This is a genomic window from Paraburkholderia sp. NMBU_R16 (genome assembly GCF_013282575.1).
GTDB lineage: Bacteria > Pseudomonadota > Gammaproteobacteria > Burkholderiales > Burkholderiaceae > Trinickia.
This window is the reverse complement of record NZ_JAAAYE010000008.1, coordinates 114,850-141,205: the sequence shown is the minus strand read 5'-3', so window position 1 is coordinate 141,205 and position 26,356 is coordinate 114,850. Positions and strand designations below refer to the sequence as shown.

The window sequence follows — 26,356 nt, the reverse complement described above, 5'->3', positions numbered from 1 at the left end:
ATGCAACATGCGCCGCGCGTCAATCAACAAACGCTTGTCAGCGTCAATCAACATCGGCATCATCAACCTCGCCGCGACATTCTCATCTTGTTTGTCGCGCGTCTCTCATCCAGATTGTCGCGCCACAACCCGACACTATTGCGACTCTGATAGGGTTCTTCGTGAAGTACGATTGGCTGATCAATCGGTCGAGGTTATCGGCACGCTTCGCACGCTGATATTCGCCCTTCCGCCTGCAAGTATCGGCTCTTTCTGCCGCGTCGTTTACAAAGTAAATATGTGCGCCGTCCTGCCGCAGGTTGTTATGCCAAATGAAGGCAACATTCGCTTTCCCGGCTTCTCCGAAGGACCAGTTGGAGCGCTTGCTCGGATCATCACTACCCTTCCAGCCGTCAGTCGGAATACCTACCGCTTGAACCACGTCTGACACGCGTTGCCTTTCGGCCGGCCGCAGATTGTCGATAGTCTTCATAGGCTTCTGATTTCGATATGAATCGGTACCCGTCTCGTTGTCATTCCGCGTTCGGATCGATGGAGAAGGTGAGCGTTTCTCCTTCCGCCGTGAAGAGAGACATCGACCGCCGCTGCTTTTGCGTCACCCTCGCAGGTAGATCGCCGACCGTGGCAAGGTCAGTTTGCGGCCAGACAAATATCCGTGCCTCGGCATATCCAGGACACGAAAGCGAAAAGGCCAACGGCTTGGTAGGTGCGACGCCAGTCGTTCCGAACGTTGCATGGCATGGACCGCCGTACAGTAGCTGGCCTGTGCGGGATGTCCAACGCACCTGCGACGTGAAGTCGGAAATGGTGGATGCAACGGCAATTGATGGCAGGACAAGGGCAAGGAGAACGGTTCTTTTCATATTGATATCAAGCTGGGGACCCGGGGTCGATCAAGCACTAAGTGCGTCCGAAGTGCCCGCCGATTCGACCAACTGGCCTACAGTCGGACCCGGCGTCTGAACGTCCAGACCCGGCAATGATTTCACGATCTTCATCGTTTCGAGACTGACCGTCACGACCCGCTGAAACAGTTCCAGTGGGTAGCGTGGATTGTTCATTGTCTCGATGGCATAATCGTTCGCGTCGTTGACGATGCCGCTATCCTTGTCAACCTTGACGCACTGGCGCTCGACCACCCAATCCAGTGCCGGTTTGCCATTGACCACGTATTCATGGGCTTCCAGCGGGATGCCCTTGACCGTAATCTTGTCGTTGTAGATCAACGTGGTCAGGTCTTTGTCCTTGCCGTTCTTGCCATACCGCATCTTCTCAACACGGTAGTCGGCGTCGGTCAGCAGCAGTCCGCCACCTTCGATCTGCAAAGGGTACATCTCGACCGTTTCATAGTTGACGTGCAAATCGGCCAGCTTTCTACCAGCTTTCGAGAAAGCCCAGAAATCGGCAGCGGTCTTCGAGCATGGTATACGGGGCAGTTCCTTGCTGAGATTGTCGGCGTAGCGCTCGCGGTAAACCGGCGAGTGCAGCACGCCGTAGACGTAGTAGAAGATATCTTCCTTGCTGATCGTCTCGCCTGGATATGCAGCTTCGAAATAAGTCAGTCCTTCGTCCGTCAAAGCTTCCCGGCGCAGCAATTTATCCCCTTTGGCCTGCATTGGATCGAAAAGTCCTGCTTGCCCTGAAGCACTAGCACTTTCGCCAGACGGCTCATCGAAAATATACAGGGGAAAGCACTGTCCCTTCTCAACGCTGTCGAGGCACGGTATAGCGTTTGCAATCAAGACTGAAAAACCGCTTCTTGCACCGACACCGGAGACGCAGATCACCCGATTATCTACACCACAGTCTGGAAATAGGCGTGGCAGTTGGTACACATACTCATTCAATGCACGATTAAAATAAATCCACTGCTTGAAGAAGGGGCGATACAAGCTAATCGCAAGACTTGACTCATCAAACGAAATCCGGCGGCCTTTAGACAGAGACTGCCGAAGCCCTCTTGACCATCCGATTTCTCTGGGGTCTACGTTGATGAATTCGTCCACCTGAGGGTACTGACCTATCTTGAGTCCAGCACAGGCGGACTGATAGCGCACCATCTCGGTGCTGTAAAAGCGAATCATCTTTCTCACATTCGCCTCGACAGCGGCCTTCGATGCGTTATAACACCATGCATCGCGATTTGTAGTAGCACCCAGCGAAAAGACCTCAAAAATCTTTAACGCCTCGCCCTTCTTCTCACCCAATACGATATACCGAGAGAAGTCATTATCACGCTGATTCAACCAATCACCGTGCTCATCTGGCTCGATAATCTGCCACCGCTGCCGCGCTCTCACGCCATCGACACTACCGAATTCCTTGATTCGATCAAGCTTCTCATTACGCGTCAGGTCGTCGCCAATGTCGTGTATATATATCTGTCCACGTTTCGTCGCGCTCTGATTCTTTACAAGAATAGAAATCGAGATGCCGGTCATACTTCCGCTTCCGAAGATATTTTGACCTTCCTTTGCTCGACCTTTACTCAACATATTCTTTCGAATATCCCCACGCAGGTTGATAACGTATATAGAAGAGAACTCATCAACAAGCGACTTACGCAAGCCACTCATCGCTGGCTTTTCGACAAATCCAGAACCAGATACAAATCCGATTACACCACTATCCCCGATTCGGTCGCTCGCCCAACGAATCGCTCGAATATAACTATCGTAGAGATTGCGCACGTTGCCGCCAATCGAGCGCTCCGCATAAGTGCTTCGGATGCGACTATCCAAACATGGGTACGCGACGTTCCGGTTGTTATCATTTGCACTTGTTTGCCCGACTGAGTAAGGCGGATTGCCGATGATGACCCGGATGTCAAGTTCCTTCTGCCGCTTACGACGAGCGCTGTTCTGCACTAGCAGTGTATCGACCATGTCCTCAGATTCATGCATTTGAAAGGTATCAGCAAGACATATCCCTTCGAACGGCTGGTACTTACCACCGACGATGCCGTGATACACGGCTTCTATGTTGATACACGCAATGTAATAAGCCAGCAGCACGATCTCATTTGCATGAATTTCGTGCTTGTATTTGTGCGGCAGTTCTTCGGATTTGATAAGACCGCTTTGTAGCAAGCGGGTCACAAATGTGCCCGTCCCGACGAACGGGTCGATGATGTGAACGCCCTTGCTACCCAAAGTCTGGCCGAACTCGGACTGCAACACGTGGCCGACGCTATGAATGATGAAGTCCACGACTTCGACCGGCGTATAGACGATGCCTAGTTTGTCTCGAAGCAGCGGGAACGCCTTGGCAAAGAAATTGTTATAAAGCTCGACTACGATCTTCTGCTTGCCAGATGCATTGTCGATGCCCTCGGCCCGCAGCTTCACGCTCTCGTAGAATCGTTCCAGCGTGTCGGCTTCCTTGTCCAGCCGGTGTTCTTGCAGCACGTCCAGCACGCTCTGCATTGCCAACGACATCGGATTGTGCTTCGCGAAGCTGTAGTCGGCAAACAGGGCATCGAATACCGGTTTCGTGATGAGATGCTGCGCCAGCATCTCGACGATCTCGCCATCCGTGATGCTACCGTTCAGGTCATCGCGCAGTTCAGCGGCAAACGAGTCGAACGCCTGTCGTTCCGTCGCGTTCTGCGGGTTCTCGATGATGGCGGTGATGCGGTCAATGTGTGTCCGGGCAATCTGCGCGATGTCATTCGCCCAATCTTCCCAATGGTGGCGATTGCCGACCTTCTGGACCAGCTTGGCATAGATCGCCTTCTCAATCTCTCCGATCTCGAACTGCAGTTCGTGCTGTTCCTGCTTTGTCCGCTTCTTGACCGCGTCACCAATGGTGAACTCGCCCTTACCGGCATCCTTATTCGTCGCGCCCTTGCCCTTCTCCTTTTTCTTCTGAATCTTGTCGGTGATGGCGATGACTTCCATCTTGCTGGTATTCGGCCCGTTCAGTTCTAGCTTGTTGACCATCGCGTCGAAACGATCATCGTGCGAACGCAGCGCCTGTAGAACCTGCCAGACGACGGCATAGGTCTTGTTGTCGTTCAGGGCTTCATGCGGTTCGACGCCAGCCGGAATCACAACCGGCAACACCACATAGCCGCGCTTCTTCCCCGGTGCGTTTCGCATGACACGACCGACCGACTGCACCACGTCAACCTGCGAGTTACGCGGCGTCAGGAACAGCACGGCATCCAGTGCCGGAACGTCCACGCCTTCCGACAAGCATCGGACGTTGCTAAGGATGCGACAGGTGTTTTCGGGCGTTTCGGCCTTCAGCCATGCCAGCTTCGCTTCCTTCTCGCTGGCATTCATGCCGCCGTCAACGTGTTCGGCTTCGCAGTGAAGTCGGACGACCTGTTCGAATTCTTCCGTCTCTTCAGACTCCTGATACGCCTCAACGACCGCTTGAAACATCCCGGCGATCTGTTTTGAGCTTACCTTGTGCGTCTTCGCACCTTTCGAAACTTCGATAACCTGACAGAAGGCCACCGCACGACTCATCGAATCGCCGTCGCCAACCAAGTCTTCGGTCAATCCCTGCTTCGAAAGCGCCTTCCAGCAGCCGACGATCTTGGCCGCATCGTCCACCTTCAACTGGTTGTTATCGTCCTTCAGCAGGTCTTGCAGACGCCGGTTAATGTGCGTCTCTTCGACTGCAAGCACGATCACCTTGTAATCGACCAGCAGCCCGCGCTTGACCGCTTCCGAGAAGGTGATGACGAACAGTTCGTCACCGTAGAGGGCCTTGTCGTCCATCGAGCAAAGCGCCACGTTGTCACGTTCAGCCGTCGCTTTCGCTGAATCACCATAGATTCGCGGCGTCGCGGTCATGTACAGGCGCTTGGCAGCACGGATGTAGTCGGCGTCGTGGACTCGAACAAATGTGCTTTCGTCGTCGTCGCCGAAGGTCGCGCCAGTGGTGCGGTGCGCTTCATCGCAGACGATGAGGTCGAAGTCAGCCATCCCGAACTGCTTCTGCGCACGGCTGATGACATCAATCGAGTGGTAGGTCGAGAAAACGACGCTCATGTGCGACGCGTCGTGTCGCTTTGCCATCTCGTCCGCTAGTCGTGCCGAATTCGTTGTCGCCGGATAGCGCAGTTCATGGACGAAGGTCTTCACTTCGTCGTCTTCTTTCTTGCGCTTCTTGCCAACGTCGCTGTCCGAGCAAACCGCGAAGCTATGAAGCGGCGTCTCACTCTCCTGTGTCCATTCCGTCAAGGTCTGGCTCAACAGCGACAAACTCGGTACAAGAAACAGGACCCGCTTGCCCGCACCGGCCATCGTTTCGGCAATCTTCAAGCTGGTAAACGTCTTGCCGGTTCCACAGGCCATTATCAGCTTGCCACGGTCGGCATCCGCCAGACCATGCACAACGGCGTTCAGTGCATTGGTCTGGTGCGGGCGCAGTTCCTTCTTCGACTTGATGACCGGTGCGGCGTTCGGCTGGTACTTGCCCCAATCGATCTGGCTTTCCTCAAGGGCCGTCAGGTCGATCTTGCTGACTGGCGGCTGCTGATCCAGCAGCGCGTCCTCCGCGTGTTCGCTCCAATGGTTCGTCGTGGCGACGATAATCCGGCGCGTGAACGGCTTCTTGCCCGATGCCGTAAAAAAGCTGTCGATGTCGCTCTTCTGGACCTTGTAATCCGGCGCGTACATCTTGCATTGGATCGCGTGGAGTTCGTCAGTGCCGCGCGTCTTCGCCACAAGGTCGATTCCCGTATCGCGCTTGTCCAACCCTCGTAGGTCAGCCCATTCCGCGTAGGTCCAGACATCGCTGTACAGGTCGCGGTACGTGGCTTCGTTCCGCAAATACGTGGAAATCAACTCTTCGAAGTAGGTCCCTTTCTCCCGTTCCGTGACGGCAGCACTGCGGAAGGTATCGAGAAGGGTTTCGAGGGCGGTCATTTTTACTTGTCTCTCGAATTTTGAGATTGCGGGGTGCTACATTATGCCTTCCGGCAGTCCGCACGGACGACTTTCAAGACAGACGACGGTTGCTCGCGATCTCACCTGTCCACCGCGATAAAGGCCAAGGCATGGCGATCATGAACGAACACGGGCACGTACTCGCGAACTGCCCAACGTGCAGCGGTGCCTTAACTTCGTTCCTGATTGGCGACCCGCAACGCGGTAGATATGGGCAGCTTTTTCGGCAAGTCGATTCGAACCAGACCGCGATATACCGATTGGCTAGATGCGCCGGGTGCGGTGCTGTGCGCTCATTACCCTGATGCAAACCAATAGGCGAGGCATCACCGATGTCGAGTTGGCCGATTTCTACCCCGAAGCGGACATTCGCCAAGCACTGCCGAACGATGTTCCACCCGGCATCGCAAGGGAATTCCGCGAAGGGGAGAAATGTGCGGAAGCTGGCTGCTATCGGGCGGCTGCGGCCTTGTTCCGGTCAGTGCTAGATAAGACTCTTCGCGCGAACGGATACAAGTTGAAGAAGGGCACGCCACTCGAACAGCAAATCGATTTGGCCGCGCAAGATGGCGTAATCACTGCATCTCGACGCAGACGAGCGCATGAAGAGATTCGGACACTCGGGAATGACGTGCTGCATGACGAGTGGCGCGAAGTCACGCCCTCGGAAGTGGCGACAGCCAAGGAATACGCCGCATACCTGCTGCACGACTTCTACGAAGATCGTGAAACGGTGCTGGCATTGCTTCGGGAGAAGAACCGCATCGCTGAAGAAGACCGCCATCAGATGTCGGTAATGACGGGCACGCCCTGCCGTGACCGTTGACCTTGCATCGGAGCGCGTGCCATGCTTCCACCCGGCAGGCAACCGTCTGTCACCCTGATGTCACCCTGCGGGGTGCCGAGCCAGCAGCGACGAAAGCAACGCACAAATAAAAATCAGCCTAAGCGGCTGATTTTTAACGAAACTTTTGGTGGAGCGGAGGAGGATCGAACTCCCGACCTTCGCATTGCGAACGCGACGCTCTCCCAGCTGAGCTACCGCCCCAACGAAGCGAAGATTCTAGCACAAGGAACTGGCGAGGCAAGTGCCGCCAGCGGACGCACCGGCAGCCGCGGCCAACCACTACTTAGCCCCCTCAGGCGCCCCAGCCAGCACCCACGTCACAACCGTCTGAATCTCCTCATCCTTCATCCTGGGATGCGAAGGCATGGGAATGACACCCCAAACCCCGGACCCGCCGTCCCTAACCTTCTTGGAAAGCTTGGCAACAGCCTGCGGATCGCCTTTATATTTCTCGGCGATTTGCCGAAACGACGGTCCAACGAGCTTGCGATCCACCGCATGACACCCAAGACAAGCGTTACTACGAGCCACGACGAGCCCGGTCGGCGCGCCGGCAGCCACCGCCCCCTGTACAATGAACCCCACCGCAGCAGCCCCAACAACCACCCCGACCCGCAGCACCCTCACTGCCCAGCACCCTTCTTAGCATTCCCCGGCCGCACCTGCGTCGAATCCGAAACCGGCGCGGGCGCTTGCTGCTGCAGCGGCTGCGCAGTAATGGACGAACTCGGCACCGCCCCCACCGTAGGCTCCGCCGCCGCCGACTGCGCCGAACTCGGCGCACTAGCTGCCGGCGCCGAAGCCGCCACCGTCGCCTGCTCCCCGGGCTGAATATACTGAAACACCTTCACAACCTTCATGACCCCAGGCACCCGGCTAGCCACATCAGCACCAAGATTCCCCTCAGCCTGCGTAACGAGCCCCATGAGATAGATATTCCCGCGCTCGCTGACGACCTTGAAGTCATTCGCCGAAATCCCCTTCTCCTGGATCAGCGCCGTCTTAACCCGCGCAACCAGATAAGAATCATTAGCGCGATCCGTGAAGTCACTCTTCGGCGCGACCGCAAGCTCATTGATCACGGCATCGACATTGTTGATCGCCTTCACAATGGCTTCGGCGAGCTGCTTGGACCGATCGTCCGGCACCTCGCCCGTCAACAACACCCGCCGATTGAACACCGTCACATCGACATGCGAGCCGTCGGGAAGATCGCTCGATATCTGCGAATAGGCCTTGACCTGAATCTCGCGATCCTCGGTCTGCGCGCCCAGCGTGCGCCGGTCCGTCGCCATCAACGCCCCGCCGCCCGCGGCACCCGCCACGGCCAGCACGCACCCCTGCAACGTCACGGCCAGCGACGCCGCCATCCCCGCAGCGAGCATCGCCCGCACCAGCGTCTTCGTGACGCGATTCGCATTCATCAACGAACTCCCCTTCTACGTTGGTCAGTCTTCGCCAAGCAACATGGCATCGATGCCGTCACACAGGCAATGAATGGTGGTCAAGTGCACTTCGCGGATGCGCGCCACGCGCTCGGTCGGCGCGCACAAATGAATATCGGTCTCGGCCAGCGCCTCGGCAATCTTGCCGCCCCCCGCTCCGGTCAGCGCAATCACGAACATCTCACGCTCATGCGCCTCCCTAATGGCAGCCAGTACGTTGGCCGAATCGCCCGTCGCGGTCACGGCCAACAAGATGTCGCCGGCATGTCCCAGCGCACGAACCTGCCGCGCAAACACGGCCTCGAAACCGCCGTCCTCGTCGGCAAGCGCGGTCAATACGGCCGCATCGGCCGTCAGCGCAATGGCAGGCAACCCGGGTCGCTCGCGCTCGAAACGCGCGGTCAATTGCGCGGCAAAACGCTGCGCCTCCACCGCGGAAACGCCACTGCCGCACGCCAGAATCTTGTTGCCGTTCGCGAGCGCGCCAAACATCGTATCGACTGCGGCCGCAATCGGCATCGCTAGCGCATTCATCGCTTCGAGTTGCAGGGCCGCGCTATCGCGGAAATGCTGTTGAATCCGTTCGACTGACATCGGTTCTCTACTTGTTCGGCACGCCTTCGCGCACCGGTTGCCGCATTGCATCGCATCAGCGCGCAAGTTTAACGCACTCGCTCGACATCACCCTTAGCTAAAACCGTCGGCCCGAAAAGCATCGCGCAGCCAGGCAATGCGCCGGCCATCGAACGCGACGATATCGAAGCGGCACACACTCGTCGTATCGGCACGCTTCGCCAAAAAATATTGCGCGGCACGCACGATCCGCCGCTGCTTCTCCCGTCCGACACTCGCCACGGCACCGCCATAACGGTTACCGGCCCGCGCCCGCACTTCGACAAAAACCAGCACGCCGTCGGGCTCGCGCATGACCAGATCGATCTCTCCGCCTCGACACGTGACATTGCGCGCAACGAAACGCAGCCGCTGACGCTGCAAGTACTCGAGCGCAAAACCTTCGAATACGCTGCCAAGCCTCTTCGACTGCACTCGCCCGCAAAAGTTGTCGGGCTGCCCCATCACCGCACGGCGATCATCGCCCACCGCGTGGCACAATGGCGGCCTCGCTTCGCACGGCAGCGCCCTTCGTTTCATGTCCGACCTCCTCGAACTCGCGCAACGCCAGCAGTACCCGGCCGCGACGCTTTACGTCGTTGCGACGCCAATCGGCAATTCCGCCGATATCACGTTGCGTGCGCTGCATCTGCTCGGCCTCGTCGATCGCATCGCGGCCGAAGACACGCGCAACACGGCACAGCTGCTGGGCCTCTACGGCATCAGCAAGCCGCTCGTCGCGGTCCACGAACACAACGAGCGCGCATCGGCCGAACGCATCGTCGAACACCTGCGCGCGGGCGAGCGCATTGCCTATGTCTCGGACGCCGGCACACCGGGCATCTCGGATCCGGGCGCAAAACTCGTCGAAGCGGTGCGGGAGGCAGGCTTCAGTGTCGTCCCGCTGCCGGGCGCAAGCGCCATCACGACGGCCCTTTCAGTCGCCGGCGATTGGGCCGCAACGTTCACCTTCCTCGGCTTCATGCCCTCCAAGACGAAGCAACGCGCAGCGTTCCTGCAGCCGCTCGTGAACCACACGCGCGCGATGGTGTTCTACGAAGCGCCGCATCGCATCGGCGAAACGGTCCAGGCGCTCGCCGACGCATTCGGCGGCGCGCGCCGCATCCTGATCGCACGCGAGTTGACGAAGCTACATGAGTCGCTTCACGTCTGCACCCTGGCCGAAGGGCCAACGTGGCTCGCGCAAGACGCAAATCGCCAACGCGGAGAGTTCGTGTTGGTCGTGGAAGGAGCGACGCCGGAGCAAGGCAGCGACGACGCCACAGCGCACGATGCGCTGCTGGCCCTGCTGCTGGAGGAAATTCCGGTGAGCGGCGCGGCCCGTGTCGCGGCAGCGATCACGGGGGCCTCGCGTCATGCGCTCTACGCACGCGCGCTGGAACTCAAGAAAGACTGAGAAACCGACAAGAGACAAGAACGACGAAGGGCCGCACTCGGCGGCCCTTCGATCAAACCAACGCTGAAGCGCGCATCAAGGATGCGCCGGCACCATATCCCGTTGCGGACTGGCCGAAGCCACCACCTCGGCACGGCTCGCCTGCGCTTCTTCCTGCGTGAGCCCCTGAATCTGCACGCGGGCGGTCCCGGCCGTTTGCAACCCTAGTTCACGCGCGGCCGCATACGAGAGATCGATCACGCGCCCACGCACGTAGGGTCCGCGATCGTTGATCTTCACGATGACGGACTTCTGATTCGACGTATTCGTCACGCGTACATACGACGCAAGCGGCAGCGTTTTGTGCGCGGCCGTCATCGCATGCATGTTGTAACGCTCGCCGCTGGCGGTCTTGCGGCCATTGAATCGCTTGCCGTACCACGACGCGCGCCCGCTCTGCTTGAAGTTCGAGACGTCGGGAATGTCCTCGTCGAGCGGCTTGGCGTCGGCGAGCTTGGGCGCCACATCGGGCGCTTGAGGTTGAGGCTGAGCCGAGGCCTCGCCGTAACCCATCGGTGCGCCCGCGCGTGTCGCGAGCCGTGCACCGCTGGCACCTGCATTGCTGGTTTGCGTTGGCTGCGCGGCACAACCCGCGAGCAACCCTACGGCGACGACGGAAACGGTACCCAGCCATCGGCGGAATCGATTGATGTTCATATGACGTGCATGCCACAGTGTCGAGCCGCAACGCGTCGAAACATCCCTTCGCGAAGCGGCTCGGGCATCCGGACGCCAAAACACGCGCCACCGAAAGCACGAATGCAAACGGTGCGCGGACTGGCGCTCGGGTGCGGCCACACTCGGCCGCAAGTTGCCCGGTTGGTATTCACGTCTGGCGCGACTGTCCCCAACAGCTTGACCAGACCCCACACGCCGTCGTCGTCGAACATGACTTGCACGTTCTGGCGCGTCGACTGACGCGAGGAACGGCGGCGTTGGCCTGACCGGCTATGCAACCTGTTGGCTGCGGCAGACGCGTAGCGCCTGGCCGGTCAAGACGTGTGCATCGAACAATGCCGATACAGATCGAAGCCGCTACATTGACGGCTTCGCATTGAGAGCGATCGGCCCGCGGAACATGGAAATGGGACCGATCAATAAAAGGCAGCGCGGTCGGACCGCGGCATGTGAGAGGCATTGTACCAAAAACCGCGGGGAATCGAGCATCCCGGATACCTGCACTGATTGATTCTTCCTATGATCGCAACAATGCGCATTGCAACCGACGTTCGCGACCTGGCCATTCGGCCGACCGGCGTGAAGCGGGTCCGGCCGGTACAATGAGCGCTTTCGATTTCCTCCGGCTGCCTGCAGCGATGCTGCGCGCCGCGCTTTTCGCCCCTATGAAGGTCTTCGTCATCCCTGTCACGCCGTTTCAGCAGAACTGCTCGGTCCTCGTTTGCGAGGCGACGCGCCGCGCCGCCGTCGTCGATCCAGGCGGCGACATCGAGCTGATCGAGCGCGCGCTCACGAAGGAAGGCGTGACGCTGGAAAAGGTGTTCCTCACTCACGGCCACCTCGACCATTGCGGCGCGGCCAAGACGCTTGCGACCAAGCACGGCGTGCCCATCGAAGGCCCTCACGTGGACGAGCGCTTTTGGCTCGATCAACTCGCGGCGCAAAGCGCGCGCTTCGGCTTTCCGCCGGCCGAGCCGTTCGAGCCGGACCGGTGGCTCACGGATGGCGATACGGTCCGCTTCGGCGAGGAAACGCTCGACGTCTATCACTGCCCGGGCCATACGCCGGGGCATATCGTCTTCGTCAGCACGAAGCATCGCATCGCGTTCGTGGGCGACGTGCTGTTCGCGGGCTCGATCGGCCGCACGGATTTTCCGCGCGGCAACCATGCCGACCTGATCCGTTCGATTCGCACGAAACTCTGGTCGCTCGGCGACGACATCACGTTCGTCCCCGGCCACGGGCCCACCTCGACGTTCGGCGAGGAGCGGCGCTCGAACCCTTATGTCGCCGACGGAGTCAGCGCGTGACGTCAGAAATCTATGTCAGTACCGATATCGAAGCGGATGGCCCGATCCCCGGCCCGCATTCGATGCTCAGCTTCGCCTCCGCCGCCTATACACCCGACAAGCAGTTGGTCGCCACGTTCTCGGCAAACCTGGAAACGCTGCCCGGCGCCGCTGCTCACCCGGTCCAGGCGGCCTGGTGGAAGACACAGCGCGAGGCGTGGGAAGCCTGCCGCCGCGATCTGCGGCGCCCCGAGGAAGCGTTGACGGCTTATGTCGAATGGGTCGAAGCGCTGCCGGGCAAACCGGTCTTCGTCGGCATGCCGGCCGGCTTCGATTTCACGTTCATGTTCTGGTACATGATGCGCTTTGCCGGCCGCTGTCCGTTCTCATGGTCGGCGCTCGACATCAAGACGCTGGCCTTCGCGATGACGGGGCTGCCCTATCGCAAGTGCATCAAGCCGCGCATGCCGAAGCACTGGTTCGACGACCATCCCCATACGCACGTGGCGCTCGACGACGCCATCGAGCAAGGCGCGCTCTTTTGCAACATGCTGACGGACCTGCGCGCGTGGCAGAAGGCCGCGCCGCTGGCGGCATCGAAAGCCGATGAGGCGGCGGTTACAGACGCAGCACAAAACGATACCGAGAGCCCGCCGAATTAGGTAATCTCCCTCAGTTTCCGCTCATTCGATTGCCTTTTGTTTCGTGCGCCACTACCATCCCAGAATGTGGCGGCCGAACTCGGAGGCGCGGATGACGCTCGATACCTTCTCTCAAAAAATACTGCGCCTGCTGCAGCTCGATGCACGCCGCTCCGTGCAGGAGATCTCGGATCAGGTCGGGCTCTCCAGTACGCCTTGTTGGCGACGCATCAAGGACATGGAGCAGTCCGGCATCATCCAGCGCTATACGGCGCTGCTGGACCGCGAGAAGCTCGGACTGCACGTCTGCGCCCTCGCCCACATCCATCTCACCCGCCATACCGAAGGTGGCGTCGAACAGTTCGAACGCGAAATCGCTACCTGTCCCGAAGTCACCGAGTGCTATAGCACGACCGGAGAGTCGGACTACATCCTGAAAATCGTGGCGGCCGATATCAAGGCCTATGACGCCTTCCTGCACGACAGGATCTTCAAAATTCCGGCCGTCGCGCAGGTGCGTACGAGCGTCGTGTTACGCGAGATCAAGTTCGATACCCAACTGCCGCTATAAGCTATTCAAGCGCTGCGATGCCGAGCGGCGCCCCGGGACTGGGCTCGCATCGAGCGAGCCCATCGCCGCCCGCCACCATATGCCTCAAGCATGCCGCGCAGGCGATGTCGACGCGTTCTCGACGCGTCGCTGGACCGTGATGCGCCGTGCCCCAAGACGCGCCTGCAGCTCGCTCAAATCGAGACGTTTGGCGAGATCCTCGTCGTGCTCGCGGTCGGCGAGTGCATCGGCAGCCAGCGTGATATCGACATCGAGCCCGGTGCTCAAGTAGTGCACGTTCAATCCTGCGGCACGCAACCCGTACTTGGCCAACTCCGCATCAACCAGCGCCACCACGGCCGCACGCGTCGGCAAGCGCGTCGTGGGGCGGCTCACGGCATCGTTTTCCGGGTCGACATGAATCAGTGCGTCGATGATGCGCTTATCCGTCAGCGCCCGCGCCCGCGCCGACTCGGCGATGTAATGACCTTCCGAAACAGAAATCAGCGGATCGACGAGGATATGCGCGTCGACGAGGGCGTAGTCGCCCATCTTGCGCGTGCGCAATTCATGCACGTCGCGCACGCCTGGCGTGGTCATCAGCAGCTTGCGGATATCGGCCGTGGCGTTTTCGTCGAGTGCTCGATCGGACAGATCCTGCAACGCGTTCCATCCGAACACCCAACCCATGCGCGCGACGAGAAAGCCGACGATCGCCGCGGCGATCGGGTCGAGCAACCGCACGCCCGCGAGACTCCCGCCGATACCGAGCGCGACGACGAGCGACGACGCCGCATCGGAGCGCGCATGCCATGCGTTCGCAATCAACATGGCCGAACGCACGCGTTCGGCCTCGCGCAGCATGTATCGGAACAGCGCCTCTTTCGAAAACAGCACGAGCACGGCCACGGCCAGCGCGCTGATATGCACGGGCGGTATGTTCTCGAGATCGGCCAGCCGCGTGCCGGCGCGCCAGAGCATGCCCACGCCCACCGCCACGAGCAACCCGCCGAGAAACAACGAGGCAACCGTTTCGTAGCGCCCGTGTCCGTAGTTGTGATCGGCATCGGGCTTCTCGGCGCTCGCCCGGTTGGCCACGAGCACGATGAAGTCGGAAATCAGATCCGCGAGCGAATGCACACCGTCGGCCACGAGCGCTTGGGAATGCGCCACCAGCCCGACCGCGATTTGCAGCGTCATCAGGAAAAGGTTCAGCGCGACGCTCGCATAGGTGGTCTTGCGTGCGACGGCTTGTTTTACGCCGGGATCGACGTCGATGTGAGGATGCATCGGCTAACGGTTGAAATGACAGTCGGCAATCACCCCGATTCTATCAAGCCGCTTGCGGAAATGCTGTACTCGAACCGGAAATCCGCTTTTAAATCAGTCGGTTATGAGAACGCAAACCATTCGTGTTTCGCGAGGGAACCAGCACAGTGGCTTCCGCCGCACGTTTATTCATGCCGCACCCGAAGTCGGCTTACCGCCAGCAATCGTTAGACGAATAAAAAGCCGCGCATCCTCATAGGTGCACGGCTTTCTGTTCGCCCGAGGCGGCTTTTGAAAGCCGCCCCAATTGGCTTCGATTCAGGATTACCTTACTTCTGAATAAGGAATTCTTCACGATTCTGACCCGCGATCCAGCGCGGCGGCTTGCCACGGCCCGACCAGGTACTCCCGGTCTCGGGATCGCGATACTTGGGCGCAACGCCTGCGCGCGGACGTCCAACCTTACCTTGCTTACGGCCGCCGAGTTCGGCGAGCGTAATGCCGTAGTCGGCCATTTTTTGCTTGATCTCGTTCAACACTTCGGCGTATTCGCGCGCCTTGGCTTCTTCGATCTGCTTCTCCAGCTTTTCGCGTTGTGCGAGAAGTTCCTTGTAAGAAGACATACTTTCCCTTGTGGTTTCGGTAAATGACACCGATCTGATGCCGGTTAGCCATCTCAATACGTTGTGCCTCGGATATTTCGTGGCGAGATTAGCACAAAAATCATCTCCTCGAAAAGCCCAAAAAACCCAATTTTCGAAATCCGCGCTTTCCTTTTTCTTTCACACATTGCGGCACCGCACATTGATGAGGGATTTACCCAATAGGGGTTTCACTCGATCATTTTCAGACAACGCCGCTCCACTGCACCGATATCTCTCGACAGATGAAATCTCTGTGGGCTATCTCATTAAAAACGTTTCATGGGATGACAAGTTCGACAAACCGCGAGCCCGCCATGCAATCTCCGCAACCGCGGTAAGCGCTTCGGCGGCACGCAAGCGCGGCTAATCGATGCTCTCGCGCAGGCGTTCGACGAGTGCCTGCTCGAGTTCCTCGAGCGTCGTTTTCGGCGCATCGAAGATTACGCGCCGGCGCTCGCCGGCAACTTTCAAATCGGCGCCATAGCGGTCGATACCGGCCAATTCGACGTTCGATGTGCGTTTTACATCAGCCTCGAATTTCCGCGTCAGGAACATTTCGTCTTCGTCCGAAAGGGGATCGAGCGGGTCGAGTTCATCGCCGTTCAACCAGCCCATTGCGCCAAATCCGCCTATGAATCGGAGCCGTTCGACATCCATCACGAGAAATGAGAAATCACCGAGTGCCAGATAGCGCTCCGCAGCCGGGTGATAACGCAAATACCGGCGCGCGACGGCGTTGGCCTCGTCGGCCGCGGCGGGCGTGAACCGTCCGATCAGCGTGACGCGCGCACCGTCGAGCACGGCCTCGTTCGGCGCGTCCACGACGAGAAAGCCGGCGCGCGTATCGAGTTGCAGATTGCGCGTGTGCTCGGCGAGCCGGCTCACGAGAATCGTGGGGCGATGCCACGCATCGAGCGCGAACGGCAACATGGTCGGAAAAGGAAAACCGTCGGGTTCGCGGGAATGCGTGGCCAGCGTGCCCACCGGCATTCGGTGCAGCAAATGTAAAGGCGCGTGAGCTGGAATGTTCATCGACGTATTCCCCTTGTAGGCGTTGCTCGAGCGTCATCGTCGGCTGCAGGCCAGGCCCGCAGACCCAGCCGAAGGCCCAGCCACCGGCAAGCCGCGAAGCGCTCGGCTAGAATCTTCCGTTCGGCTTTCATCCTAGCGGCTTGTCGCGCATTTCGCCTGACATTTGTTGCATTGCGTCCGCGATTTACCGCGCTTTCCCACATTCTGCCTACCCCGACTGTGTCCCACACGTCCGAATCCCCCTTGCCTCCCGCCGCGCATCGCGATTTGCCCGTCGCCGCCCGCGAGCGTGCACGCTACGCAACGATGGTGCTCTTCTTCCTCGCGGGCATGGTCTACGCGTCTTGGGGCATTCACGTCCCGACCGTGCGCGACAAATTTCACCTCGATGCGGCCTGGCTCTCGGTCGCCCTCTTTTCGCTGACGGGCGGCTCGATCGCCACGATGGTCGTCAATGGGCCGTGGATAGCGCGCGTCGGCACCCGGCGCGCCTGCCTGGCGGGCGGCCTGCTCATGTCGGCGTGTACCGCGCTGATCCTCGTCGTGCCGTCCTACTGGCTGCTGCTGCCGGTGCTGGCGCTGTTCGGCGCCGGCATGGCCACGCTCGATGTGGCCATCAACGCCGAAGCGAGCGCGGTCGAAACCGCGCTGGGCCGGCCCATCATGTCGTCGCTGCACGGCATGTTCAGCATCGGCGGGATGGCCGGCGCCGCGGGCGGCGGCGCGCTGCTCTCCGCCGGCATGGCGCCGGCGCTGCACCTCGCCCTCGCAGCGCTCGCCGGCGCCGCTATGCTGCTTGCCGCGTCGCCGTGGACGTTGCCGCACGTCGCCCCTCAGGATCACCCGCAAACGAAGCATTCCCGCGGCAACCGCTGGCGCACGCCTGCGCTTTGGGCGCTCGGCATCGTCGCCTTGATTGCGCTCGTCGCCGAAGGGGCGATGTACGACTGGGCCACCGTCTACATGCGCGATGTCGTCGGCGCGACGCCCGCGTCGGCCAGCGCGGGGTATGCGGCGTTTTCAGGGGCGATGGCGGCGGGCCGGTTCGCAGGCGACGCCGTCAGAGGCCGATTCGGCGCGGTGCCGCTCGTGCTCGTGAGCGCGTCGGTGGCCTGTGCCGGCATGATTGGCGCGCTCGTGCTGCCGTTCACCGTGACCGCGCTCGCGGGGTTCGCATTGATGGGGCTCGGCCTGGCGAACATGATGCCGGTGCTCTTTGCCGCGGCGATGCGCGTCAAGGGCATTCATTCGGCCGAAGGACTCGCCCATGTCGCGGGCATCGCTTACGTGGGATTGCTGGTCGGTCCGGTGCTGATCGGCGGCGTGGCGCAGGCGACGAATCTGTCTACCGGTCTCGCGGTCGTCGCGGTCTGTGCCGCGCTCGTGGCGTTGATCGGGCCGAAGGTGTTGAAACGGTTGGGAATCTAAGCGCGGAACGCTGTCGGCCAGACGCTGCTTCGCATGAGAGAGAGCGGTAAGACGCTAAAGCGCCAACTGCGATCGTTGCTCTGCATTGGGCCCCAGTAAGCGCTAAAGCGCTAACTCGGGCCGTTGCTCTGCATTGGGCCCCAGTAAGCGCTGAAGCGCTAACTCGGGCCGTAAAAACAAAGCGCGTAACCGCCAGAGCGGCACGCGCTTTCTTGTACCTGCTGCCAGGCCGCCCGTAAGCGGCCCATCAGCGCGCGACGATGGCGTCGATTACATCGCCACTTCGTTCAGCAGCGTCTTCTTGCCATCCTTGTAGTGGTAGAGCGAGATCACGCCATGCTTCAGATCGCCATGCGAATCGAACGTCGTTTCGCCGATCACACCCTTGTAGTCGGTGGACGGCATCGCGGCGAGGATCTTCGCCGGATCGGTCGAGTTCGCACGCTTCATCGCATCGACGATGATGTACACGGCGTCATACGTGAACGGCGCGTAGATCTGGATCGGCACACCGAAACGCTTCTGGAACTTGGCCTGGAACGCCTCGCCAGCCTTGCCCATCTTCTCGAGCGAACGGCCTGCTTCCGAGCACACCACGTTCGACGTCGCGTCGCCGGCAAGCTGCGCGAGCTGGTCGGTACAGACACCGTCGCCCGCGAGAATCTTCGCGCGCAGACCGAGCTGCTTCGCCTGCTTGGCGAACGGGCCGCCGGTGGCATCCATGCCGCCGTACATGATCGCGTCGGGGTTCTCACCCTTGATCTTCGTCAGAATGGCGCGGAAGTCGGTCGCCTTGTCGTTCGTCGCATCGTGCGAAACGACCGTCATGCCGAGCGCCTTCGCCTTCTTCTCGAATTCGTTCGCGAGACCCTGGCCGTATGCCGTGGCGTCGTCGACGACGGCAACCTTCTTCAGCTTGAGCTGGTCATGCGCGTAGTTGGCCAATGCCGGACCCTGCTGCGCGTCCGTCGCCACCACACGGTACGTCGTCTTGAAGCCCTGCAGCGTGTACTGCGGGTTCGTCGCCGACGGCGAGATTTGAACGATGCCCGCGTCGCTGTAGATCTTCGACGCCGGGATCGACGTGCCGGAGTTCAAGTGGCCCACGACCGCGACAACCTTGTCGTCGACGAGCTTTTGCGCCACTTGGGTGGCCTGACGCGGGTCGGCCGCATCGTCTTGCGCATCGAGCTGGAGCGTGATCTTCTGGCCGCCGATCGTGAGGCCCTTGGCGTTGATCTCTTCGACGGCAAGGCGCGCGCCATTCTCATTGTCCTTGCCGAGGTGGGCGATCTGGCCCGTCAGCGGAGCGACGTGACCGATCTTGACGACCTCGTCCGCCGCTGCGCCCGTTGCCATCGCGGCGAACAACATCGCCGCCGCGCTGATCGGCAACACCTTTTGCATCTTGCTTTTCATGTAAGTCTCCAGTTTCGGTCCCAAAAACGGCATCCCCGCCCGTACCCCGCCTTCGTCTTATATCGTGTCGATCGATCCGAGGAGCAAGAACACCGGAATGCATCGTCATGCACTTGGTCTGGCACGCGAGCCGGCCAGTTCGTGACAAGCCACGCCTCGTGCTGCGCGCAAGTGTAGGGCAACAAATTAAAGTTGGGGATTTTTTTGAGAATCGGGACGACTACTAATAGCCGGTCGCCGGACTATGCGTGCGCTATCGGTATACACCCGCCGCTAACGCAGCGCCAGTGCGGGTTTTACGCGGATAGACTCTCGATGGCAATCGTTTTCTTTCAAAACCAATATGCCGTATGTGCGATGCGGATAACCCGAATGCGGCAATCGGATGACAGCCGCCGATGCGATGCGGAACGCATCGTTTCACTATCGGTTTGCCATCGGTAAGCCGCTTTTACACGGCCGTTGCGCCGTTACCCCACTGAATGCCGGCGGCTCGCGGCAAGCCATTCGGCTTCGAGCGCATCGACGAGTTCGCCGACCGTGAGTCCGGCGCGGCGCCTGCGCGCAAGCGCCGCACCCTGCCCGGACCACAGAGACAAATAATCGCTTTGCCCGGCGCGTCCGGCAGTCTGACGCAGCTCTTGCGTCAGTGCGTTCTGCACGGGATACGGGGCGATGCGTTCCGCCGCCGCCCCGAGCCGGGTCATCAAACCGTTCCGTATACCGCGCGCATGGCGGCCCGAGATGGCGCGCGTCACGGTGCTCGAGGTGTCTTCGCTTTCGAGGAGCCGTGCCTTCCATGCCTGCGGAATCGGACATTCGGCGCAGGTCAGGAAGGCAGTTCCGATCTGCGCGGCCTGGGCGCCGAGCGTGAGGGCCGCCTCGATGCCGCGTCCGTCCATGATGCCGCCGGCCGCCAATACGGGCACGTCGCCGAGCGCATCGACGAGCTGCGGGACGAGCGCCATCGTGCCGACGAGCGCATCCTCGAAGGCACCGATGAACGTGCCGCGATGGCCGCCGGCTTCGCCGCCTTGCGCGGACACCGCGTCGGCCCCCGCGTCGCGCCAGGCAACGCCTTCGGCCACGTGCGTCGCGGTGCCGATCACATAGCTGCCCGCGGCCTTCAGCCGCGCGACGTCGGCGGCGCTGAGCACATCGAACGTGAAGCTCGCGACGGGCACGCGCAATTCGATCAATGCCTCTAATTGCGCGCGAAAGTCGGGCGCATAACGATCGAGCGCATGCCCGGGCGGCAGTCCGAGCTCGGCACGCAACGGATCGATGGCTTCGAGCGCACGCCGCACCGTGGCTTCGTCGGGCGAGGCGGGTTGCAGCACGAACAGGTTCACGGCGAAGGGCCGCGAAGTCGCCGCGCGAATCTCGGCGACGGCCGCCGCGAGTTTGTCGGGCGACATGCCCGATGCGCCGAGACTGCCGAGCGCCCCCGCATTGCAGGCCGCAGCGACGAACGCGGGATTCGATGCACCCGCCATCGGCGCCTGGACCACAGGCAAGCGCAAATCGAAACGCTCGGCAAGCGCGGACGGATAACGCGGCGTACTCATGGTCGATTCCCCTTTCGTTTCATGGCCGTCGTGACCTTTGGCGGACGCTACGCGCTTACTCTACGCGCGCACGGCCTTCCGGAAAAATGAATAATCGAGATCGATTCGATTCAAAGGCAAGAACGAACGGCGGCCTATAGTGAACGACGACTGCGCCGCCTTTCAGCAAGCAGCGGCGAATAGTGACAAACTCTGGCGGCGCAGCGTCTCCGGTTGCGTGAAGCCGGACGAGCAACGAAACGATGAACGATGAATGACGAATGAGGAAACGACGATGACGGTGACTTCTCAGTGGATCGAAATCGAGAGCGACGACGGCCAGCGCTTCGATGGGTACCTGGCTTTGCCGAGAGCGGGCCGCGGGCCCGGCGTGCTCATCGTGCAAGAGATTTTCGGCGTCAACGGACATATCCGCTCGGTCGCCGAGCAATATGCGCTCGCGGGTTATGTCGCGCTCGTACCCGACATGTTCTGGCGCACCCAGCGACGCGTCGAACTAGGCTATGACGGGCCCGATCGGGACAAGGCGTTGTCGCTGCTGAAGTCGCTCGATATCGATCGCACGGTGGCCGATCTCGGCGCGGGCGTACGCGCGTTGAAAGCGCGCCCTGAACTGACCGGCTCCGTTACTGCGGTGGGCTACTGCATCGGTGGGCAGCTCGCCTATCGCATGGCTGCCCAAAGCACGATCGACGCGGCCGTCGCTTACTACGGCGGCGGAATCCAGAATCTGCTCGATCAGGCGGACAGCATCGACGTGCCGATTCTCTTTCATTTTGGCGATCGGGACACCTCGATTCCGATCGACGCGGTCAAAGCGATCGAAGCGCGCTTCGCCGGCAAGGCGAATGCGGAACTTCATGTCTATCCCGGCGCAGGCCACGGCTTCAATTGCACCGATCGCGCCTCGTACGATCAGCGCGCCTCCGCACTCGCGCTGGGACGCACGATGACGTTCCTGGCTACGCGTACCTGATCGATCGCACGTTGCCGGCGCGGCCCGCGAGAAAGGCTGCGCCGGCAACGGCGATAAGCCGGATCGAGCGGCGCGCCGCCCGGCCGCAGGCCGCCCGCCCGGCTGCTGACGCCTGCTTCTCAGGCCTTCTTGTTATAAGCGCTGCACCAGCCCTTGCCGTTGACCTGCTTGCCGCCGAACATCGGACAGGGCGCATAGGCGTCCGTCGCCTTGCCCTGGAAGAACGAGCAGTTGTTGCACTGCTCGCCGGCCTGGTATTTGGCGTACTTCGCCTTGTCCACCTTCGTTGCATCTTCTTTGTAGCCAAGCGCCTGAGCAGTGGGATCGCTCTCGGCGACTTTGGGCGCATCCGCCAATGCCTGACGCGACAGCGCGAGCGCCGAAACGGCGCCGAGACTCGTGATCAAAAACGTACGACGAGATGATTTCATCAGGGGACTCTCCATAGTTGTAATGAACCGCTTCGGGCGGCTGCTCTTGTGACAGCAATGGCAGCATACAACGAAGCGAGCCATCTCCCGTGCATTGCGGGCCCTGCTGGAGATCAGGGTTTGTGCCGAGCGGCGCACGCGGCTAGGCTCGCGACGCGCACGCGGATGGGCTCACGTACGCGCGACGATTTCGCAGACGCGCGCGGCGATGGCGAGACTTGCGGTGAGGCCCGGCGACTCGATGCCGAACAGATTGACGAGTCCGCGCACCCCATGCGCCGCGGGCCCCTGAATGACGAAATCCGCAGCCGGTTCCCCGGGACCGGACAGCTTCGGACGGATGCCGGCGTAAGCGGGCTGTAGCGCGTCATCGGGCAGCGCGGGCCAGTACTCGCGAATCGCCGAATAAAAGCTCTCGGCGCGGCGCGGATCGACGTCGTAGTTGATCGATTGAATCCACTCGACGTCGGGACCGAAGCGCGCTTGTCCGCCCAGATCGAGCGTCAGATGCACACCGAGCCCCGCTTCGTTGGGCATCGGATAAATGAGTCGCGAGAACGGCGCGCGCCCCGAGATGCTGAAGTAACAGCCGCGCGCAAAGTAAAGTGGCGGTACGTGGCGCGCATCGAGGCCGCGAATCTTTCGCGCGAGCGCATTGGCATGGAGCCCCGCGCTATTGATGAGCGTTGCCGCGGACAGCACACTCGGCGACGAACCGCCGACTTGCACGACGAAGCGCCCGCCGCTTGCGTCGATGGACTCCACCGGCGCATGAAACGCGCAGACGGCGCCGTTGCGCTCCGCGTCGCCCTGCAGCGCAAGCAGCAGCTGATGGCTATCGACGATGCCCGTTTGCGGCGAAAACACCGCTTCGACGCATTCGAGCGCCGGCTCGAGCGCCTGTGCCTCGTCGGCCGTGAGCCGCATGAGATCGAGCACCCCGTTTTCCTTGCCGCGTGTGGCAAGGGCCGTGAGCTGAGGCAGCTGATTGCGCGCGGTGGCCACGAGCAATTTGCCGCAACGCCGATGCGGTACGCCGCGCTCGGCGCAGTATTCGTAGAGCATTTCGCGCCCGCGCACGCATAGCGTGGCCTTGAGGGAGCCGCGCGGATAGTAGAGCCCCGCATGGATGACCTCGCTGTTACGCGAACTCGTGCCGGTACCGATGGCTTGTGTCGCCTCGAGTACGAGCACCTCGCGCCCGCGCTCGGCCAGCGCACGCGCCACCGCCAAACCCACGACGCCGGCGCCGATCACTACACATTCGATCTGGTCCATGTCTTCCGCCGCGGCCTGCCCCGGTGCCCGTTCGCGTCAACTACCCGCGCGCGTATGTGCCCCGATAGACAGGCGCTTTCGTATGACCGCACATCGCCGCCGATGCGCCTCGTCCCGGCGATTGTACGACGCGCGCCATGCGCGCGACCGCATGCGGCGAATCGCCGGCCTCAAAAGCCGATCGGACGGCGGCGCGCGCTGCGGTCGAGCCGGATGTCGTCGGCGCGGATCGCATCGCGCCCATCGACGCGTGCCGCGCCGAACCCTTGCAGAATCGCGCGACGCATGTCGCGCGGCGAGGTCCGCTCGAGCGCATCGAGCGCATCGTCGCCGAGCTCGGCCGGAAAACGCTGTCCCCAGGCATGCGTGCAGCGGATCTCGTCGTAGATGGCCTGCGCGATGCGCCGCGCGCCCGCCGAATCGGGCGGCGTGATCTCGTAGACGCTCATGCGGCTCAGGATCGGCTCGGGAATACTGCGATCGTCGTTGGCCGTGGCGACCCAGATCACCTGCGCGGCGTTGATCGGAATTTCGGCGAACTCGTCGATGAACGACTGCGCCGTTTCGTGTTCGAGCAACGCATACAGCGCGCCGAGCGGGTCGTATTGCGAGTCGCCGTTGGCCTTGTCGAGTTCGTCGACGACGATGACGGGATTCGCATAACTGCCGTTCACGAGTGTTTCGAAGACCTTGCCGGGCTTGGCGTTCTTCCATTGCGACGAAGCCCCCGACAGAATCCAGCCCGCCGTGAGCGAGCTCATCGCCACGTATTGATAAGCGGTGCCGAAAAGACGCGCGAGCGCCTTGGCGAAATGCGTCTTGCCGATGCCCGGATCGCCGAGCAGCAGGATCGGCATCAGTTCGAGCCGGTCCTCGGTCTCGATGCAAAGCGCGATTTGCCGCCGCACGTCTTCGAGCGGTTCGGCGAAATTCGGCAAGGTGTCGAGCAGCGCATCGATCGATGGCATCCGGTTCGGCTTCACACAAAAGCGCATATTGCCGACCTTCAGCATCTTCTCGTACGTCGTGCGCAATGCCTCGTTCGCGCTCTCTCCCAATTCGTTCAGCGCCGTCTCGACTTGATCCAGATCGTAGACTTTGCTGAACGAGGCGACCGCAAGTTCGTGCTTGACCATGGCTGTCGTCATCGCTCACCTCACTCTTGCGAATCTGCCCGCCGTCGGTCTTGGGTCGTCCCCCGGAACATCGGCGCCCTGAAGGCGGCGCGCATTTCGCTTGCTAGTTTCACAACGAGTCCAGTGTAGCGACGCAAGTTCCGTGCGCAAAGCAAGCAGCGGGCGCCCGTTGCTGCTAATAGCGGCGAAATCCCACCCGATGCCTTAGGCGTAAGATGAGCGCTTGCGCCCGCAGCGACAAAAGGGGCGCGAAGGAGAGCTTTCGAATGGGATGCGAAATCGGTATCGCGGCGTGGCCGAGGCGCGCTGTGCGGTTCATCGTGTCGTGCGCTGTGTGCTGCACCGCGCTCGCGGCGGCGGCGCAAACTGCCACGCAACCTCCGACGCAAACAGTACCGCCGGCACCCACGGCAGCCCCGGCACCCCCGCCCCCACCGGCGCCAGCCGTACAAGCACCGGCACCGGCCGAACCGACGCTCGTAAAGTGGCGACTCGAAGTGTTGCGCGACGGCCGCGACGTGGACACGTTCGAAGGCACGACAGCCGTCGGGCAGGCGGTCACGGCCACGCATCATCACGAGGTCGTGCATGCCGTCGGTTGCAAAAACCAGCCCGATGCGCGCATCGATCTCGCGCGAACACTGACGGTCTCGCCGATCTCCGCCGAACCGTCCGGCATCACGCTTGCAATCGACGCTCAAGAGACGATCGAGGACGAGACGGCACAACGCACACCCGAAGGCTGCACGCTGCCGCCGCAGCCGCGGCGTATCGCGGCCAATCATCCTGGCCTTGTCGCGGTGCCCGGCCAACCGGCGAGCTGGACCATCGTCGAGGCGCATCCGACGCTCGTCTATCGCGTCAGCGCGAGCGTGGCCTCCCATTGATGGCAATCGAGAAGCAGGAACAGCGTGCAATGCGAAATCCCGAAGAACTGCTACGCGAGGCGGCAGCGAGTGCCAAAAAGGACTTCATCGCTGTCAGTTGGAACCTGCATAAAGGGCGCTCGCCGCTCGGCTTCACAGCGTGGAAAGCCATGCAGCGCTGGGTCGAATCGACGCACGCCGACGCCTATTTTCTGCAGGAAGCGATGGCGCGCCGCATGCCGGGCCCGGTCCTCGCGACGAGCTTCGGCGCGCCCGTGCATGAACCGCTCTCCGATGTCTGGGAATGCCAGGCCACGGAACTCGCGCACGCGCTCGAGCTCGACATCGCGCTCGGCCCCAACGTATTCAAGCCGTCCTGGCGCCACGGCAATGCGATTCTTTCGCCGCATCCGCTCGATCTCGGCGGACGCTGGGACATCTCGGCGCATCGCTTCGAAAAGCGCGGCCTGCTCGTCGCGCGCGCGGCGTTCGCGGGCCGCTCGGTGACGCTGCTGTGCGCACATCTGGCGCTCACACGCTCGGCGCGCTTGCGCCAGATGCACTGGATTGCGCATTGGATCGCGCGCGAAGCCCCGGACGGTCCGCTCGTCCTGGCCGGCGATTTCAACGATTGGCGCAGCGATTCGATTCCGCTGTTCGGCGAGCACGGACTGATCGAAGTCGCGACGGAACTCGGCCAGCCGGCGCGAACCTTCCCGGCATTTTCGCCTGCGCTCGCGCTCGACAAGATGTTCGTGCGCGGGCTGAAGCCGGTCGAATGGATCGCGCCGACGCAGGAAACGGCGTGGCTCTCGGATCACCTTCCCTACGTTGCGCGGCTGCGGCTCGCCGACTGATCCGCACGGCGACGGCACGCCGGTCGCCATG

25 protein-coding genes and 1 tRNA gene are annotated in these 26,356 nt (G+C 61.4%); 10 read left to right on the top strand and 16 right to left on the bottom strand.

Annotation, left to right across the window (positions count from 1 at the left end):
- On the top strand, positions 1–427 hold a 427-nt coding region (locus GWC77_RS29120; protein WP_217283187.1), incomplete at its 5' end, for a hypothetical protein.
- A gap of 85 nt (positions 428–512) precedes the next feature.
- On the opposite strand, the gene GWC77_RS06245 is transcribed toward GWC77_RS29120, so the two are convergent.
- Both GWC77_RS06245 and GWC77_RS06240 read right to left on the bottom strand, forming a co-directional pair.
- The gene (locus tag GWC77_RS06245) at positions 513–863 is read right to left on the bottom strand and encodes a hypothetical protein (protein WP_173256013.1); all 351 of its coding nucleotides are present in this window, start codon (positions 861–863) and stop codon (positions 513–515) included.
- A gap of 30 nt (positions 864–893) precedes the next feature.
- Positions 894–5,882 carry a type ISP restriction/modification enzyme gene (locus tag GWC77_RS06240; protein ID WP_173256012.1) on the bottom strand — a complete coding sequence of 1,663 codons (4,989 nt, stop codon included), beginning with the start codon at positions 5,880–5,882 and terminating at the stop codon, positions 894–896.
- A 361-nt stretch (positions 5,883–6,243) separates the two neighbouring features.
- On the opposite strand from GWC77_RS06240, the gene GWC77_RS06235 reads away from it, so the two are divergent.
- Positions 6,244–6,729, top strand: a complete 486-nt coding sequence (locus GWC77_RS06235) for a DUF4145 domain-containing protein (protein WP_254366835.1) — start codon at positions 6,244–6,246, stop codon at positions 6,727–6,729.
- Positions 6,730–6,875: 146 nt separating this feature from the next.
- Here GWC77_RS06235 and GWC77_RS06230 read toward each other — a convergent pair.
- The 5 genes from GWC77_RS06230 to GWC77_RS06210 form a co-directional block, all read right to left on the bottom strand.
- Positions 6,876–6,951 (bottom strand) — tRNA-Ala (locus tag GWC77_RS06230).
- 78 nt (positions 6,952–7,029) lie between these two features.
- Positions 7,030–7,335 carry a c-type cytochrome gene (locus GWC77_RS06225; RefSeq protein WP_367949006.1) on the bottom strand — a complete coding sequence of 102 codons (306 nt, stop codon included), beginning with the start codon at positions 7,333–7,335 and terminating at the stop codon, positions 7,030–7,032.
- Positions 7,336–7,373: 38 nt separating this feature from the next.
- Positions 7,374–8,174: a BON domain-containing protein gene (locus GWC77_RS06220; protein WP_173256009.1), complete on the bottom strand. Its 801-nt coding sequence runs from the start codon at positions 8,172–8,174 to the stop codon at positions 7,374–7,376.
- A gap of 24 nt (positions 8,175–8,198) precedes the next feature.
- Positions 8,199–8,789 (bottom strand): SIS domain-containing protein, encoded by a 591-nt coding sequence (locus GWC77_RS06215; RefSeq protein WP_173256008.1) that lies wholly within the window; start codon positions 8,787–8,789, stop codon positions 8,199–8,201.
- A 93-nt stretch (positions 8,790–8,882) separates the two neighbouring features.
- Entirely contained in the window at positions 8,883–9,272 is a 390-nt protein-coding gene (locus GWC77_RS06210; RefSeq protein ID WP_254366842.1) for a YraN family protein, read from the bottom strand.
- A gap of 73 nt (positions 9,273–9,345) precedes the next feature.
- Here GWC77_RS06210 and rsmI point away from each other — a divergent pair, with 73 nt between their 5' ends.
- Positions 9,346–10,224 carry a 16S rRNA (cytidine(1402)-2'-O)-methyltransferase gene (gene rsmI / locus GWC77_RS06205; protein ID WP_173256006.1) on the top strand — a complete coding sequence of 293 codons (879 nt, stop codon included), beginning with the start codon at positions 9,346–9,348 and terminating at the stop codon, positions 10,222–10,224.
- 75 nt (positions 10,225–10,299) lie between these two features.
- On the opposite strand, the gene GWC77_RS06200 is transcribed toward rsmI, so the two are convergent.
- Positions 10,300–10,920, bottom strand: coding sequence for a septal ring lytic transglycosylase RlpA family protein (locus tag GWC77_RS06200; RefSeq protein WP_173256005.1), 621 nt, complete (start codon positions 10,918–10,920; stop codon positions 10,300–10,302).
- A 686-nt stretch (positions 10,921–11,606) separates the two neighbouring features.
- On the opposite strand from GWC77_RS06200, the gene GWC77_RS06195 reads away from it, so the two are divergent.
- From GWC77_RS06195 to GWC77_RS06185, 3 genes are all read left to right on the top strand, one after another.
- Positions 11,607–12,251 carry an MBL fold metallo-hydrolase gene (locus GWC77_RS06195; protein ID WP_173256034.1) on the top strand — a complete coding sequence of 215 codons (645 nt, stop codon included), beginning with the start codon at positions 11,607–11,609 and terminating at the stop codon, positions 12,249–12,251.
- Positions 12,248–12,892, top strand: coding sequence for an exonuclease (locus GWC77_RS06190; protein WP_173256004.1), 645 nt, complete (start codon positions 12,248–12,250; stop codon positions 12,890–12,892). The genes GWC77_RS06195 and GWC77_RS06190 overlap by 4 nt, the downstream gene beginning before the upstream one ends.
- Before the next feature lie 91 nt (positions 12,893–12,983).
- Positions 12,984–13,442 carry an Lrp/AsnC family transcriptional regulator gene (locus GWC77_RS06185; protein WP_173256003.1) on the top strand — a complete coding sequence of 153 codons (459 nt, stop codon included), beginning with the start codon at positions 12,984–12,986 and terminating at the stop codon, positions 13,440–13,442.
- Positions 13,443–13,526: 84 nt separating this feature from the next.
- Here GWC77_RS06185 and GWC77_RS06180 read toward each other — a convergent pair whose 3' ends face one another.
- The 3 genes from GWC77_RS06180 to GWC77_RS06170 form a co-directional block, all read right to left on the bottom strand.
- Positions 13,527–14,711, bottom strand: a complete 1,185-nt coding sequence (locus GWC77_RS06180; RefSeq protein WP_173256002.1) for a cation diffusion facilitator family transporter — start codon at positions 14,709–14,711, stop codon at positions 13,527–13,529.
- Between the two features lie 308 nt (positions 14,712–15,019).
- Complete coding sequence (locus GWC77_RS06175; RefSeq protein WP_173256033.1) at positions 15,020–15,313, bottom strand: H-NS family nucleoid-associated regulatory protein; 294 nt, start codon at positions 15,311–15,313, stop codon at positions 15,020–15,022.
- Between the two features lie 384 nt (positions 15,314–15,697).
- A complete protein-coding gene (locus tag GWC77_RS06170) occupies positions 15,698–16,366 on the bottom strand; it encodes a HugZ family protein (RefSeq protein ID WP_173256001.1) in 669 nt (222 codons plus the stop codon).
- A gap of 219 nt (positions 16,367–16,585) precedes the next feature.
- Between GWC77_RS06170 and GWC77_RS06165 the strand changes: the two genes are divergently transcribed.
- Entirely contained in the window at positions 16,586–17,794 is a 1,209-nt protein-coding gene (locus GWC77_RS06165) for an MFS transporter (RefSeq protein WP_367949003.1), read from the top strand.
- Positions 17,795–18,064: 270 nt separating this feature from the next.
- Here GWC77_RS06165 and GWC77_RS06160 read toward each other — a convergent pair whose 3' ends face one another.
- Together GWC77_RS06160 and GWC77_RS06155 are read right to left on the bottom strand one after the other, a co-directional pair.
- Positions 18,065–19,246, bottom strand: a complete 1,182-nt coding sequence (locus GWC77_RS06160; RefSeq protein WP_173256000.1) for a branched-chain amino acid ABC transporter substrate-binding protein — start codon at positions 19,244–19,246, stop codon at positions 18,065–18,067.
- Between the two features lie 437 nt (positions 19,247–19,683).
- Positions 19,684–20,781 (bottom strand): nitronate monooxygenase family protein, encoded by a 1,098-nt coding sequence (locus tag GWC77_RS06155; RefSeq protein ID WP_173255999.1) that lies wholly within the window; start codon positions 20,779–20,781, stop codon positions 19,684–19,686.
- Between the two features lie 280 nt (positions 20,782–21,061).
- On the opposite strand from GWC77_RS06155, the gene GWC77_RS06150 reads away from it, so the two are divergent.
- On the top strand, positions 21,062–21,757 hold the full coding sequence (locus GWC77_RS06150; protein ID WP_173256031.1) for a dienelactone hydrolase family protein: 696 nt from the start codon (positions 21,062–21,064) through the stop codon (positions 21,755–21,757).
- A gap of 119 nt (positions 21,758–21,876) precedes the next feature.
- Here the strand turns inward: GWC77_RS06150 and GWC77_RS06145 are convergent, their stop codons facing one another.
- The 3 genes from GWC77_RS06145 to GWC77_RS06135 all read right to left on the bottom strand — a co-directional run bounded on the left by GWC77_RS06145 (position 21,877) and on the right by GWC77_RS06135 (position 24,614).
- Complete coding sequence (locus tag GWC77_RS06145; RefSeq protein WP_173255998.1) at positions 21,877–22,188, bottom strand: high-potential iron-sulfur protein; 312 nt, start codon at positions 22,186–22,188, stop codon at positions 21,877–21,879.
- 171 nt (positions 22,189–22,359) lie between these two features.
- Positions 22,360–23,466, bottom strand: a complete 1,107-nt coding sequence (locus GWC77_RS06140) for an NAD(P)/FAD-dependent oxidoreductase (RefSeq protein WP_173255997.1) — start codon at positions 23,464–23,466, stop codon at positions 22,360–22,362.
- 170 nt (positions 23,467–23,636) lie between these two features.
- Positions 23,637–24,614: an AAA family ATPase gene (locus GWC77_RS06135; protein ID WP_254366833.1), complete on the bottom strand. Its 978-nt coding sequence runs from the start codon at positions 24,612–24,614 to the stop codon at positions 23,637–23,639.
- A gap of 254 nt (positions 24,615–24,868) precedes the next feature.
- Between GWC77_RS06135 and GWC77_RS06130 the strand changes: the two genes are divergently transcribed.
- Together GWC77_RS06130 and GWC77_RS06125 are read left to right on the top strand one after the other, a co-directional pair.
- Entirely contained in the window at positions 24,869–25,489 is a 621-nt protein-coding gene (locus tag GWC77_RS06130) for a hypothetical protein (protein ID WP_217283185.1), read from the top strand.
- Between the two features lie 29 nt (positions 25,490–25,518).
- Positions 25,519–26,325, top strand: a complete 807-nt coding sequence (locus GWC77_RS06125) for an endonuclease/exonuclease/phosphatase family protein (protein WP_173255996.1) — start codon at positions 25,519–25,521, stop codon at positions 26,323–26,325.
- Positions 26,326–26,356 lie beyond the last annotated feature (31 nt).